General features: G+C 42.5%; 12 protein-coding genes. 11 read left to right on the forward strand and 1 reads right to left on the reverse strand.

Annotated elements, in window-relative coordinates; all coding sequences use genetic code 11:
- Nucleotides 1-371: 371 nt before the first annotated feature.
- The 7 genes from QLG00_RS06740 (at nucleotide 372) to hisC (ending at nucleotide 7,370) form a co-directional block, all read left to right on the forward strand.
- Entirely contained in the window at nucleotides 372-1,820 is a 1,449-nt protein-coding gene (locus tag QLG00_RS06740) for an RNA polymerase factor sigma-54 (protein WP_004934842.1), read from the forward strand.
- Nucleotides 1,821-1,981: 161 nt separating this feature from the next.
- Nucleotides 1,982-2,320: a ribosome-associated translation inhibitor RaiA gene (gene raiA / locus QLG00_RS06745; protein WP_004934846.1), complete on the forward strand. Its 339-nt coding sequence runs from the start codon at nucleotides 1,982-1,984 to the stop codon at nucleotides 2,318-2,320.
- 134 nt (nucleotides 2,321-2,454) lie between these two features.
- Complete coding sequence (gene ibaG, locus QLG00_RS06750) at nucleotides 2,455-2,706, forward strand: BolA family iron metabolism protein IbaG (RefSeq protein WP_004934849.1); 252 nt, start codon at nucleotides 2,455-2,457, stop codon at nucleotides 2,704-2,706.
- Nucleotides 2,707-2,712: 6 nt separating this feature from the next.
- Nucleotides 2,713-3,969 (forward strand): UDP-N-acetylglucosamine 1-carboxyvinyltransferase, encoded by a 1,257-nt coding sequence (gene murA, locus QLG00_RS06755; protein ID WP_004945443.1) that lies wholly within the window; start codon nucleotides 2,713-2,715, stop codon nucleotides 3,967-3,969.
- Complete coding sequence (gene hisG, locus QLG00_RS06760) at nucleotides 3,969-4,661, forward strand: ATP phosphoribosyltransferase (protein WP_282470692.1); 693 nt, start codon at nucleotides 3,969-3,971, stop codon at nucleotides 4,659-4,661. The genes murA and hisG overlap by 1 nt, the downstream gene beginning before the upstream one ends.
- A gap of 257 nt (nucleotides 4,662-4,918) precedes the next feature.
- The gene (hisD, locus tag QLG00_RS06765) at nucleotides 4,919-6,208 is read left to right on the forward strand and encodes a histidinol dehydrogenase (RefSeq protein ID WP_282470693.1); all 1,290 of its coding nucleotides are present in this window, start codon (nucleotides 4,919-4,921) and stop codon (nucleotides 6,206-6,208) included.
- A 70-nt stretch (nucleotides 6,209-6,278) separates the two neighbouring features.
- Nucleotides 6,279-7,370, forward strand: a complete 1,092-nt coding sequence (hisC, locus tag QLG00_RS06770) for a histidinol-phosphate transaminase (RefSeq protein WP_004945456.1) — start codon at nucleotides 6,279-6,281, stop codon at nucleotides 7,368-7,370.
- Here hisC and pabB read toward each other — a convergent pair.
- Nucleotides 7,358-8,830: an aminodeoxychorismate synthase component I gene (gene pabB, locus QLG00_RS06775; RefSeq protein ID WP_282470694.1), complete on the reverse strand. Its 1,473-nt coding sequence runs from the start codon at nucleotides 8,828-8,830 to the stop codon at nucleotides 7,358-7,360. The two genes, hisC and pabB, sit on opposite strands and share 13 nt — an antisense overlap.
- 130 nt (nucleotides 8,831-8,960) lie before the next feature.
- Here pabB and QLG00_RS06780 point away from each other — a divergent pair, with 130 nt between their 5' ends.
- The 4 genes from QLG00_RS06780 (at nucleotide 8,961) to QLG00_RS06795 (ending at nucleotide 13,769) form a co-directional block, all read left to right on the forward strand.
- Entirely contained in the window at nucleotides 8,961-9,833 is an 873-nt protein-coding gene (locus tag QLG00_RS06780) for a DUF6160 family protein (protein ID WP_282470695.1), read from the forward strand.
- 214 nt (nucleotides 9,834-10,047) lie between these two features.
- On the forward strand, nucleotides 10,048-10,881 hold the full coding sequence (locus QLG00_RS06785) for a C39 family peptidase (RefSeq protein ID WP_282470696.1): 834 nt from the start codon (nucleotides 10,048-10,050) through the stop codon (nucleotides 10,879-10,881).
- Nucleotides 10,882-10,914: 33 nt separating this feature from the next.
- On the forward strand, nucleotides 10,915-12,090 hold the full coding sequence (locus tag QLG00_RS06790; RefSeq protein WP_282470697.1) for a hypothetical protein: 1,176 nt from the start codon (nucleotides 10,915-10,917) through the stop codon (nucleotides 12,088-12,090).
- A gap of 14 nt (nucleotides 12,091-12,104) precedes the next feature.
- The gene (locus QLG00_RS06795) at nucleotides 12,105-13,769 is read left to right on the forward strand and encodes an outer membrane protein transport protein (protein WP_004934875.1); all 1,665 of its coding nucleotides are present in this window, start codon (nucleotides 12,105-12,107) and stop codon (nucleotides 13,767-13,769) included.
- Nucleotides 13,770-13,799: the final 30 nt, after the last annotated feature.

Genomic DNA, 13,799 nt, shown 5'->3' on the forward strand with positions numbered 1-13,799 from the left:
AGAAGTGAAACCTCTTCGCGCTGATGGTAGTGTGGCGTTAGCCATGTGAGAGTAAGTCATCGCCAGCTTTTAAATACGAAAGCCCCCTTAACATATGTTAAGGGGGCTTTTTTATGCCTAAAAATAAGTGCTTGCCAAATATGAATAGATAACGTGTGTGATCATTTTTTATTGTTTATGAGATAAACTAGTTTAAGTTCGCGTGTTAATCTGAATAACTTTTATTCATTTTGTATAATTCATCATCTATTTTTTACAAATTAATTGTTTCTCAAACATTTTTTTTTGTAGGATAAAGTTAATTCCTATGCTATAACTTCAATATCGGCACATTTTTTGCTTTATGTAACTCGTTATTGGGATGTTGCTTTATGAAGTTATCAGTTGGATTGAAAGTTGCGAATTCTTTATCGCTTACCCCTCAATTACAACAGGCAATACGTCTACTGCAATTATCAAGCTTGGAACTCGAACAAGAAATCCAAATCCAGCTCGACAGTAATCCTTTATTGGAAAAAATAGAAGAAGAGAGCACTGCAGAAAGTCTTTCTCATGCTGAAAATCAAGAAAGTACCGATCTGACACAAAATCTTAATGCAGATCATTTACCTGACGATTTACCAGTAGATACCGATTGGGATGATATCTATACCCATCAGTCAACTGCACTAGCGTCACCTGAATACGAAGAGCGTGAGGATAATCGACAAGCCGAACATACTTTAAAAGAACATATTTTAGAGCAAGTTAATTTACTCCACTTTTCAACGATTGATCGCTTGATTGCGTATTGCATTGTAGATTGTTTGGATGAAAAGGGATTTCTCGATGCTGAAATTGATGAAGTGATTGAAGCGGCACAACATCTGCTGTCTGAAGCAGGTATGAGTGAAGAAATCGAAGCGGATGAAGTCGTTGTGGTGCTCAAACATATTCAGCGTCTCGATCCGGTGGGTGTCGGCGCTAAAAATCTTGCTGAATGTCTTAAAATTCAGTTGGATGTCTTGGATCCAAACACTCCATTACGTAATGAAGGATTATGTTTATTAAAATATTACGAACTTTTGGTCAGTAACGATTTAAATAAGCTTTTGAAATACACTGGCTTGTCTATGGTGCAAGTTAAAGCCGTGATTGAGTTTTTAAAAACCTTAAAACCTTATCCAGGTTTGAGTTTTGAGTCGCAAGAGTCTGACTATCAGATTCCGGATGTTGTGGTGTGTAAAAAAGATCAATCATGGCAAGTACAGTTGAATCCAGACATCATGCCTAAATTACGCATCAATTCATTTTATTCGAATATGATCCGTAGGGCAGATCAAAGCGACGATAATATTTATCTTCGTAATCAGATGCTCGAAGCTAAAAATTTTATTAAAAGCATTGATGAGCGTCATAAGACGCTGTTAAAAGTGGCGATGTGTATTGTGCAGCATCAGCGTAGCTTTTTTGAAATTGGCCCAGAGGGCATGAAACCTTTGGTTTTACGTGATGTAGCCGAAGAGGTTGAATTACATGAATCAACAGTTTCACGAGTGACGACCAATAAATATATGCTGACACCACGCGGTTTGTTTGAATTGAAATATTTCTTTTCAAGTCATGTTGGTACCACATCTGGAGGCGAATGTTCATCAACTGCGATTCGTGCCAGAATTAAAAAAATGGTCGCTGCTGAAAATCCACGTAAGCCCTTGTCAGATAATGCGATTGCCAATTTACTCAAAGATGAGGGGATTGATGTGGCGCGTAGAACGGTGGCGAAATATCGTGAATCGTTACATATTGCATCATCGTCTGAGAGAAAAGTCTTGATCTGATCTAAAAAATCTGACTATCCTACTGGTTCATTGTTGCAAAACAATGAATCTTTTTTATTTAAGGAATGGTTGAAATGACTTATTGACGTGCTTCAAACTTTTATTGTCTTAAGTTCATTTTGCGAACATGAATATCCTGATAGAAGGTGAGGGATAAAATTATGCAGATAACAATTCGTGGACATCATTTAACTATCACACCTGCCATTGAAAACGATATTAAATCTAAATTTGGTCAAATGACAAAACATTTAGATCAAGTGAATAGCATGCAGGTGAAACTTTCAAAAGATCATCAAATCGATAAACGAACTCACAAAGGCAGTTCGAATCATATCGCTGAAGCGATAGTACGCTTACCTGGTATAGAGCTTTTTGCACAGGCCTCTGCCGACGATATGTATACCTCGATAAAAAAACTCTCAGAAAAATTAAAACGGCAATTGCAAAAGCATCGTAAAATACAATGCTCTTATCAGCAAGTTGTTGTTCCTGTTTGATTTTTTTAAATAGTAAGAGGCTGGTCTCCAGCCTCTTTTTTTATGAACAAAATGTAGTTTACTACTGAATTATCTTCATGATTTATAGTAGAATGACGGGTTTTTACACCCAAGGTTGTATAAGAGGTCTCGCAATGAATAATGAACAGCTTACACAAATTTTACAAGATGCATTTCCCGCGGCGGAAGTAGTAGTAAGTGGACAAGCTGGAAAATTTGACCTCCGTATCGTGGATGATCAATTTGAAGGAAAACGTACGGTTGCACGTCAGCAAGCGGTTTATGCGCCTTTGAACTCTTATATTGCCAGTGGTGAAGTTCACGCAGTCACAATTCGTGCGATGACCAAAGACGAATGGCGCAAAGCAAGTCTATTCGGAGCTTAATTCTACATGGATAAATTTCTTATTACGGGTGGAGTAAAGCTCGAAGGCGAAGTGCGTATTTCGGGTGCAAAAAATGCAGCATTGCCTTTGTTGGCTGCCATGATTTTAGCCGAAACGCCAATTACCTTGCGTAATGTTCCAAATCTTAAAGATGTAAATACCTTAGTAAAATTGATTGCTGGTCTTGGTATTACCATGGACTATGAAGGCGATACGGTTAAAGCGGATACCTCGACACTCAATAACCAATTTGCACCGTATGAGTTGGTTAAAACCATGCGTGCTTCTATTTTGGTTCTTGGCCCATTGTTGGCACGCTATGGCAAGGCGCAGGTATCGCTGCCAGGCGGCTGTGCAATTGGTTCACGTCCGGTGGATCAGCATCTTAAAGCGCTTGAAGCATTAGGTGCGCAAATTGAAGTTGAAAATGGGTACGTGCATGCCACTGTGGATGGTCGTTTAAAGGGTGCCGATATCACCTTTGATATGGTCACGGTTGGTGGTACGGAAAATCTCTTGATGGCAGCAGTTTTGGCTGAAGGTGTCACCACGATTCGAAATGCTGCGCAAGAGCCAGAGATTACCGATTTGGCCCAAATGCTCATTAAGATGGGTGCAAAGATTGAAGGCTTAGACACCAGTACGCTGGTTGTGACGGGCGTTGAACATCTGCAAGGGTGTGAATATTCAGTCGTTGCCGATCGTATTGAAACGGGCTCTTACTTGGCCGCTGCCGCAATTACAGGTGGACGTGTTAAAACCACACATACCGACCCTGCCTTACTTGAATCTGTGCTAGAAAAGTTTGAAGAAATGGGTGCTGAAGTCACTCGTGGTGATGACTGGATCGAGTTGGATATGCTTGGGAAGCGTCCGAAAGCGGTCAGTTTTAGAACACTGCCACATCCTGAATTCCCAACAGATATGCAAGCGCAGCTGATGGCGGTCAATGTGATTGGTCGTGGATTTGCGACTATTTCTGAAACCATCTTTGAAAATCGCTTTATGCATGTCCCTGAATTGTCACGTATGGGTGCCAATATTCAGGTTGAAGGCAATGATGCGATTGTCACTGGCGTTGAAACACTTCAAGCGGCACCCGTGATGGCAACTGATTTACGTGCATCATTTTCATTGGTTTTGGCTGCATTAGTTGCGCAGGGTGAAACGCTGATTGATCGTATTTATCATATCGATCGCGGTTATGAAAATATTGAAGAGAAATTGCAAGGTTTAGGCGCGCAGATTAAGCGAGTAAGTTAATGAATGATATGAGAAACGATGATCCAAACTTTAACGTAGTGGGAAATTTTGATCATGGTTTAACATTAGCGCTCAGTAAGGGCCGAATTTTAAAGGAAACATTGCCGTTGCTTGAAGCGGCTGGCATCAATTTACTTGAAGACCCAGACAAGTCGCGTAAGTTGATTTTTCCAACCACACATCAAAAAGTGCGTATTCTCATTTTACGTGCATCTGACGTACCGACTTATGTAGAAAACGGTGCTGCCGACTTTGGTGTGGCGGGTAAAGATGTGTTGATGGAGCATGGTGCTCAGCATGTGTATGAGTTGCTGGATCTTAAAATTGCCAATTGCCGTTTGATGACTGCTGGTAAAGTCGGGATTACACCACCTAAAGGCCGCCTTAAAATTGCGACTAAATATGTGAACTTAACACGTCAATACTATGCCAGCCTTGGTGAACAGGTCGATGTGATTAAGCTGTATGGTTCAATGGAATTGGCACCTTTGGTGGGATTGGGTGACTATATTGTCGATGTAGTTGATACAGGCAATACACTACGTGCAAACGGTTTGGAACCACTTGAAGAAATCATGCAGGTTTCTTCACGTTTAATTGTGAATAAAGCCAGCTTTAAGCGCAAGCAAGCGTTGCTTAATCCAATTCTGGCGCAAGTCGAACAGGCGGTTGCAGCACGTCAGGTCAAGTAAAAGTTTATCGTTTCAAACAACCGTCACCGATGTGGCGGTTTTTTTATCGAACACAAGAGCTCTCGATCACCTAAAACCATGAGATGATTGGTCTTTAACATAAATTGTTTTGACAAGATCAATCAGAAAATCAAATCCTGCTGAGCCAGAATTTCAATCAAACATTACTCCAATTCTGGGTTTTTGAGTTTCCACAAAAGCACTGAAAAAGAGTACACTAGAAGCCTATTTTCACTAAAAACCGTGTAGGTAAATTGATGCGACGTTTATCGACTCAAGATCAAAACTTCAAACAAGTCTTTGCAGACTTGTTGGCGTTTGAAACTGTAAATGATCCTGAACTTTTAAAAACTGTAGACCAAATTATTGCTGATGTACGTCAGCATGGTGACGCACATGTTCTTAAGCTCACTCAACAGTTCGATCGACATCCAGCGCATCAATTTTCAGATTTGGAACTGACCCAAGAGCAACTTAAAGCAGCTTTTGAAGCACTGAGCACCGATGTACGTGAAGCCCTTGAACTCGCCGCAGAGCGTATTCGTGGTTTTCACGAAGCGCAAAAGCAAGATGGCTGGAGCTATGTCGATGCATTGGGTAATACCCTGGGTCAGAAGGTAACGCCTTTAGATCGCGTGGGAATTTACGTTCCAGGTGGTTTGGCATCTTATCCATCTTCTGTCTTAATGAATGCGATACCTGCTCATGTCGCGGGCGTACCTGAAATTGTCATGGTCGTACCTGCACCGCAAGGTGAGCTAAACCCGCTGGTATTGGCAGCTGCTTATCTGGCAGGAGTAAATCGAGTATTTACGATCGGTGGCGCTCAGGCAGTGGCAGCATTGGCTTATGGTACTCAGACTGTACCTTGTGTAGATAAAATTACGGGTCCGGGAAATCGTTTCGTTGCAGCGGCCAAGCGTGCAGTGTTTGGTCAGGTCGGTATCGACATGATTGCAGGCCCATCTGAAATTTTGGTCTATGCCGAAGGGCAGAACAATGCTAAATGGCTGGCGATGGATTTGTTATCACAAGCCGAACATGACACTGTGGCGCAGGCAATTTTAATCACCCCAGATGCTCAGCTACTTGATGATGTGGCACAAGCCATTGAAGAACATTTGGCAGCTTTACCAAAAGCCGATATTGCACGTACTTCAATTGCTAATCGTGGTGCTTTGGTGTTGGTAAAAGATCGTCTTGAAGCGATCAAATTGATCAACCAAGTTGCGCCTGAACACTTACAACTATGTGTAGATGATGCCGAGCAGATGAGTCAGGATATTCGCCACGCGGGTGCCATTTTCATGGGGCGCTTTACGCCTGAAGCCATTGGTGACTACTGTGCAGGTCCGAATCACGTATTACCCACTTCGGGAACAGCACGTTTTTCATCGCCACTTGGCGTTTACGATTTCCAAAAACGTTCGAGCCTCATCATGTGTTCAGAAGCAGGTGTAAAATCCCTCGCAAAGACAGCAGATATTCTGGCTCAACAGGAAAATCTGGATGCACATGCACGCTCAGCTCGCTACCGTTATCAGTAAGATTTAAGGTTGACCAAACCATCAATCGTTTTTAGGGGCTATGGCTTGGCCCCAACAAGAGAATAGCGCAATGAATATTAGCAACGAACAAATGCGATTTTGGAGCCCGGAAGTCCGTGAGCTTGAGCCGTATGTGCCTGGCGAGCAACCTAAACTTCAGAATCTCCTTAAATTAAATACCAATGAAAACCCGTATCCACCTTCACCTAACGTCGTGGCGGCAATCGAAGCGGTTTTGCACAATCAGGCAGATGCCTTACGTTTGTATCCAGACCCAGATGCGCTACAGTTGAAGCAGGCCATCGCCGATCAGCAGCACCTAGATGTGAGTCAGGTGTTTGTCGGAAATGGCTCAGACGAAGTATTGGCGCATATTTTTAAAGCATTCTTTATTCAAAACGATGCGATTTTATATCCGGATATTACCTATAGTTTTTATCCGGTATACAGTCAGTTTTTTGGTGTCAAAACCAAGCAAATCCCTCTCAACGCGCATTTTGAAATTGATGTCGAGGACTATCAGCAACCAAACGGCGGGATTATTATTACCAATCCGAATGCGCCGACCAGTATTGCATTGTCACTCGGTAAAATTGAGCAGGTGCTGAAAAATAATCCAGATCGTGTGGTGGTGATCGATGAGGCTTATGTTGATTTTGGAGCAGAATCGGCGGTTAGCCTGATTCAACGTTACGATAATTTGGTGGTGTGTCAAACCACTTCAAAATCTCGTTCACTGGCAGGGTTACGTGTTGGTTTTGCGTTGGCACAGGCACATCTGATTGCTGCACTGGAAGCAGTAAAAAATAGCTTTAACTCGTATCCTATTGATCGCTTTGCACTCGCTGCAGCAGTCGCATCGTTTCAAGATCAGTCATATTTCGAAGCGCAGTGTGAGAAAGTCATTCAAAGCCGTGAGGTTTTGGTAACGCAGCTTGAGACACTCGGTTTTAAAGTTTTGCCATCAAAAGCCAACTTTATCTTTGTGACTCATCCAGCACATGATGCTGCAACACTGGCAACACAACTGCGAGAACAAGGCATTATTGTTCGTTATTTTAACAAGCCACGTATCAATCAGTTTTTACGTATTACGATTGGTACCGATGTGCAAAATCAGCGTTTGATCGACAGCTTAAGCCGTTTATTTCATTCTGCATAATCGTCTGTGTGGGACTGCCATGTATTGATCAGATTCAGCATGGCAGATACCTTATCTAAGCATTCTTGATACTCAGCTTCTGCATCTGATGCAATAGTGATACCGCCGCCTGCCCAGACAGAGAGCGTATCCTGATATTTTTGTATTGTGCGAATCAGGATATTCCAGCTGCCTGTACCATCCAAATTAAAATAACCAAGCGATCCGCAATATGCGCCGCGTGGTGCCTGCTCTAATTCTTCAATAATTTGCATGGCACGAATTTTGGGTGCACCTGTAATGGAGCCTCCTGGTAAAGCAGAACGAAGAACATCAAATGGGTTGGCATCTTTTTTTAATTGAGCCGTAATTTCACTCACCATGTGATGCACTTGATTAAAACTTTCAATTTCAAATAATTTGGTGGTTTTAACTGAACCAGTTTCGGCGTGAACGCTAAAATCATTACGGAGTAAATCTACAATCATGACATTTTCGGCCTGATCTTTGACTGAAGACTTTAGTTGCTGTTTCGATTTTTCATCTTGTTCAAGATCTTTATAGCGTGGCATGGTGCCTTTGATTGGACGCGTCTTCAAAGACCGATTTGCTTCAAACTCAATAAAAAGTTCGGGTGAACAACTGAGCAGTTCAAAATCATCTAGCTTTAAATATCCTGCATACGGTGCGTTGGTGAGCGTCCACAATTGATCTGCTTTTGACAGAAGCTCACCCTCACAACAGGTTTGAAACTCTTGGGTTAAATTAATCTGGTAACAATCGCCGGCCTTGATGTAATCTTGAATTTTATGAAAGGCGTGTAAATATTCGCTTTTTAACCAGCGTGGACGAAAAGAATGATGTAGGCGAAGTGGCTGAATGGAATAAGCAGGTGTTTGACTGAGCTGATCAATCAGCCAGTTATAGTGTTGTTCAGGCTGTTCTGCATCGCTATAAAAATACCAGCCATCTGCATGCTGGCATAAATAGGTTCGATACAATCCAATATATAAGGCAGGTTGTACTGCATGTTTTACACATACAGCCTGAGAAGCTGCAATATCGTAACCGATAAACCCAATATAACCGCCTTGAAAGCCTAAATCAGATGAAGCTGAAGCAGTGGGATCAAACTGAATAAAATCGTTTAAATTTTTATAATCGTGATTTAAGTGATAGTTTGTGAACGCATCACGTTGATAAAAACGATATTCATCATGCTGGTAAATTGCATAAGCTTCAGGATGAAATGCAATGATAGGCGAATCGTGATTATTCAAAAAAACTAAACCAGTCGATGCATGAAGTTGTGTCAAAATATGCTGAATGGATGGCACTGGTAAAGGAAGTTTTTGAATATAGCGCACGGAAAAATCGCCCAAAAATGAACAGATAAGCAGAAACGCAATTTTACTACACAATTTAAATGCACATAAGCCGGCTTGCCACTTATCGGCAAAATGATAAAAATTACGCAACATTAGTTGCGCAAAATGTGAACTAGCGCTACTTTAAAGAGGCAAAATTCAGCTACTCAGGGATATGGAATATTCTTTTTGTAAGAATGAGAGTAGTCAGAAATAAAAATAAATGCTCTTGGGAGAGTTTGGAATGAAAATGTTGACGAAATTGGCGTTAGTCTCTTCAATGCTATTAAGTGCAAATGCCATGGCTATGCAGGCAATGGATGATGCCTCTATGAGCGCGACCACTGGTCAGGATGGCTTAAATATTGGGATCAAGCTCGACAATAAAGGAATCAGTATTGATAAGCTATATTTACATGATAACGACGGTTTAAAAACGGACACTGGCATTAAGGGTGCAACCGGAAAAGCGGGTGCGATTGCCATCAATGGCGTGACCGTTACGCAAACTTCGGGTGATAATCTTCTGGATTTAAAAATTGACACTAATGGCGCAACAACAGCTAATGGAGTAACTCAAGGGGCATTTTTAAATATTGCAGCCACAGTCGGGGCTATTGATGTGGGGATTGGTTCAGTTGGTATCGCAAGTTCAAATGATTCAGTCAATACCATAACAGGCCTTCGTGGTGTAACAGGTACGCCCACCGAAATCTTAACTGGATTAACGCTGTCTTTGGGTAAAGTGAGTGCCAATATTCAATTGGGTGCAACTCCACAGGGCGCGATGATTGTACTGAACTCGACCCTAGAACGTGGTTTGACCATTTCCAATTTGGGTCTAAAAGATGCACAAGGTGGTGGTCAGATTTATCTGGATAACATCTATGTACGTGGTGACAATAGCAATAGCGACAATCCCTCAGGTGATTTAAAACTAAATGCCAGTATTGGTGTTAATCCTCAGGGAATTGAAATCAAAAACATCAGTACACAAAATATCAATACCTATGTGCAAGGCATCCATTTAGGCACTCAAACTGCCAGCTCGATTGGTGATCTTGAGATTGCTGGACTGAATATGGGGAATTCGACCATTACCATTAGTGGTCACTAATACGCCATTATTTGCTGCAAAAAAACGCGTGATCGACACGCGTTTTTTTGTATACGTTATTACAAAAAAATACGTATTTCGTCAAAAAAACCAAAAAAAAGCTGCAATTTCTTCAAAAAAAAGGTATCTTCAAAAGACAGGGAATGTAGAGTATTTGCTCTAAAAATACAATGAAAATCAGGCATTGCTGCCCCAAAAGTAGAACCAAAAGATTATGTTAGAGATTACCTTAGGGTCGGCATTGATCTATTACTTTGCAACCCAAGCCTTCGATATTAAAGATAAAGCTCCGGGGACAGTTCAATATACGGAAACACTCGATTCCAGAGAGCCATCTTTTACACGTATGCACCGTGAAGCAGTCGTGATCAAGCCCGCTGTGGAAGATCAGTTTCGCGGTATTGTGCGTCAGGCTTATGACTATAGTTGTGGATCGGCTGCACTGACCACATTATTGAATGGCTATGTTGGAACCCAACTGACCGAACAACAAACTATGAATGGGCTGCTCCGTTTTGGCGAATATCAGCGGATTATCGAGCGCAGAAGTTTTTCACTTCTCGATATGAAACGTTTTGTGACCGCTTTAGGTTTCGAAAGTGGCGGTTATCGAGGTGAGTTTTCAGATCTGGTCAATCAGGGACAGCCAGCAATCGTACCGATTTCCTATGCTGGTTTTAAACATTTTGTGGTGTACAAAGGTTATAAAGACGGCCGAGTCTATGTGGCAGATCCAGCACTAGGCAATATCAGTTTCGATGAAGTGCGCTTTAAAGAAGTCTGGGAAAATAACACTTTGTTTTTGATTCAAGTGCCCGAAGCCCAGCGTAAAACGCTATTGGCACTTCAAGACAGTGATTTACGACATGTCGAGGATGCCACAGTCAACCGTTATGCATTGATTGACATGCAGTATCCGACTTTTTATATGGAACGCATCGCAGACAAAGCATCTACGGTTAGAAGGGGTGTAGACAACAACAAGGATTCGATGACCTATGGAGAAAAGGTAAATACATTTATGCGGTTGTATTATAAGCGTAAATAGTTGGGTAAGAAAAAAAATAACGTGGTGGATAGAATGAAGAAGAGAACGCAAGGGATGAACAAAACGTTTTTGGCACTGAGTGTCAATGTGCTCATGATTGGGGGTGTCTATGCGGCAGATGATGTAGCCGCTGCCTCATCACAAGAAAAGTCTGCCGAGCAAGCGACAGCGACACAGTCTTCTGAAGCGCCAGCTCAGGGGAGCGTGTTTACCGAGTCGAATAGCACGACTGCCGCTGAAGCAACAGCAAGTACGCCAGCACCTGCTGTTTCGTCAAATTCGGCGGCTGAGGCACTTCAAAAACAAGAAGGTGATGCCACACAGGAAAGTAATCTTCAAGAAGTTTTCACCTCCAACGAGCGCCAATATTCTCTGATCAAACGTGGTGAAATCTCAAGTTACTACGATATTGATTATACCTACTATCGCGATACACGCTTAGATTTGGCTATTGAAGACGGTACTGTTAATCAGCTTCGAGTTGAAGAAGATGCCAACCACACTTTAACCAATACTTTTACCCTGCAATATGGCCTGCGGGATAACTTAACCTTAACCACATCGATCCCTTTTGTGGCCAAAGCGGATAATTTAAAAGATACCACCACTGCCGGTTTAGGTGATATTGCATTTGGAGCGCGTTGGGAACCTTTCCCACTCCAGACAGGGCGTTTACCTCTTATTTTATTTGGTAATATTTCGACCAAAACGGGCGATAGTCCATACGAAATTAATCCTGTCACGGATTTATCGACCGGTAAGGGCTATTATTCGGCAGGTATTGGTGCGAGTACGCGTAAATATATCGATCCGGTTGTGCTGTTTGCTTCGGTTTCTGCCAACTACGGATTTAAGGAATCAGATCTTAATCAACGCCGTGGTACACGTACGATCACCGAGTTTGATCCAGGCATCAGTGGTGGCTTCTCGCTAGGCTTTGCATATTCATTCAACTACGACGTGTCATTGACGATGTCGTATCAGCAAAGTTTCAATTTTAATTCTGAATTTACCTATAGTTCTGGTGAAACGTTCAAGCCTGCCGATCAAACATCCTCTATTTTTGCGATTGCTCTTGGTGTACGTGTCTCTCCTAAAACCATTATTAACGGAACCTTGGGCATTGGTCTGACTGAAGATGCACCGGATGTCTCGCTTGGAATCTCGTTCCCACTGGATATTGCTGGATTTGCCAAAAAAATTAGCTAAGGGGAGTAGTCGCTATGCGATATCTCAGATTACGCCCGTTAGCATCAGCAATTATTCTGACGGGTTGCTCCAATGTCACTTTTGCACAGCTTGGACAAAACCTTTCTGTGGATGTGCGTTCTCTTGCGCTGGGTAATGCGGTAACTGCCGATCCGCCAGGCATCAGCGCGATTCACTTTAACCCGGCAGCATTAACCCGTATTGAAGGCTTGCAAACCGATGTACAGGGCTTAATTGCCAACTTTGATATTCAGCGTGAGTTTTCTGCACCGGCTGGATATAACGTTTTTGGTTATTCCGACGACCCATTGGTGTGTAACGATGGGCCAGAAGTCGCATCGAACTTGTGTACCGACTTTAAAGGTTCGGTTCGCGGCGATGTTGAATATGCCAGTATTTACGTGCCTATTTTGAAAAAAATGGTCGATTTGGGTGAAGGTGTTCCGCTTGCTGCACCTACTGCAGGGATCGCGTATAAGCCGCCCGGTTCTAAAATTACCTATGCCACAGCAGTCTATGCACCTTTGGTCGCAGGATTTGGTGCTGAAAATGGTAACCCAGGAAATTTTATGGGGCAGCAGGTTGCGCTAGAGCGTATTACCTACTTATCGCCTTCATTTGCATTTAAAGTCAATGATGAACTGTCCTTGGGGGCGTCGGTTGGAATGTCTTATCAAGCCATTTCATTGAAAACCGATTTACGCTTTCCAAACGAATTAATAGGGGTATTGCGTTTAGTTGATGAAGTGGTCTGTGCGCCATTTAAAGACAATCAAGACTTTATCACCGATTTACTTTTACTCGGGATTTGTAATGCTCAAGAGGGCATGAATCCGTTTAACCGCTTTGGACAGTTAAAGGTCACGGTCGAACAGGCGTTAAGCCCAAGCTACAACCTTGGTCTGCTTTGGGAACCGCGTGAAGATTTTAGCTTTGGTATGGTGTACCAAAGCTCGAGTAAAATGCGCCTCAAGGGTAAATACTTTATTGATAATGAACGTGCACCGCGCGAGTTGATTCGCGGTTTAAATTCCTCTGCGACGGGGAGTGTCTTTGCACGTGTGCTTGGTTTTCCTTCCAGTATTCCGGCCACAGAGTCTGGTTTGGTGGCCATGGATTTTGAATATCCAGCCCACTTTCAGGCAGGGATTACCTATAAAATTATTCCCGATTTACAAATCAATTTCGATGTGGGGTGGACAGACTATAGCGCTTGGGACAAATTCCGATTTGAATTTGATCGGCAGGTTTCGGCGTTGCAAATTGCCAAGCTACTTTCAAGCGATATCTCCAATACCAGTCTGGCGCTGCCACTTAATTTTACCTCACCATGGAGCTGGGGAATTGGGGTTGAGTATTCTGCAACTGATCGCTTGAAACTGAGAGCGGGTTATGAGCCACGTTCTTCTGCCATTCCAGACGACAAACGTAATACCCTGATTCCGATCAATAATGCACAGTTATTCGGTCTGGGCATTGGTTATCGTTTTGACGCAGATACCGATGTCGATTTGTCTGTGGGCTTTTTACGCAGTAGAGACAATATTCCGGCAGGCAGCAGCTCTTTAGCCAACCAAACTGGCGTGAGTAATATTTTGCTCAATCCCTATGCAGGTTTAGATGTCAAAACCAATACAAAAGTAACCATTTTGGGGATTAACTACAGGACACGGTGGTAATGAAAAAAAACAGCATCAGACGTACTCGGC

This window comes from Acinetobacter sp. V89_7, from assembly GCF_029967895.1.
GTDB lineage: Bacteria > Pseudomonadota > Gammaproteobacteria > Pseudomonadales > Moraxellaceae > Acinetobacter > Acinetobacter soli.

What these genes read in the sequence shown, in the direction of transcription:
- QLG00_RS06740 (WP_004934842.1), top strand. Translation starts at nt 372, where the DNA reads ATGAAGTTATCAGTTGGATTGAAAGTTGCGAATTCTTTATCGCTTACC.
- raiA (WP_004934846.1), top strand. Translation starts at nt 1,982, where the DNA reads ATGCAGATAACAATTCGTGGACATCATTTAACTATCACACCTGCCATT.
- ibaG (WP_004934849.1), top strand. Translation starts at nt 2,455, where the DNA reads ATGAATAATGAACAGCTTACACAAATTTTACAAGATGCATTTCCCGCG.
- murA (WP_004945443.1), top strand. Translation starts at nt 2,713, where the DNA reads ATGGATAAATTTCTTATTACGGGTGGAGTAAAGCTCGAAGGCGAAGTG.
- hisG (WP_282470692.1), top strand. Translation starts at nt 3,969, where the DNA reads ATGAATGATATGAGAAACGATGATCCAAACTTTAACGTAGTGGGAAAT.
- hisD (WP_282470693.1), top strand. Translation starts at nt 4,919, where the DNA reads ATGCGACGTTTATCGACTCAAGATCAAAACTTCAAACAAGTCTTTGCA.
- hisC (WP_004945456.1), top strand. Translation starts at nt 6,279, where the DNA reads ATGAATATTAGCAACGAACAAATGCGATTTTGGAGCCCGGAAGTCCGT.
- pabB (WP_282470694.1), bottom strand. Translation starts at nt 8,830, where the DNA reads ATGTTGCGTAATTTTTATCATTTTGCCGATAAGTGGCAAGCCGGCTTA.
- QLG00_RS06780 (WP_282470695.1), top strand. Translation starts at nt 8,961, where the DNA reads ATGAAAATGTTGACGAAATTGGCGTTAGTCTCTTCAATGCTATTAAGT.
- QLG00_RS06785 (WP_282470696.1), top strand. Translation starts at nt 10,048, where the DNA reads ATGTTAGAGATTACCTTAGGGTCGGCATTGATCTATTACTTTGCAACC.
- QLG00_RS06790 (WP_282470697.1), top strand. Translation starts at nt 10,915, where the DNA reads ATGAAGAAGAGAACGCAAGGGATGAACAAAACGTTTTTGGCACTGAGT.
- QLG00_RS06795 (WP_004934875.1), top strand. Translation starts at nt 12,105, where the DNA reads ATGCGATATCTCAGATTACGCCCGTTAGCATCAGCAATTATTCTGACG.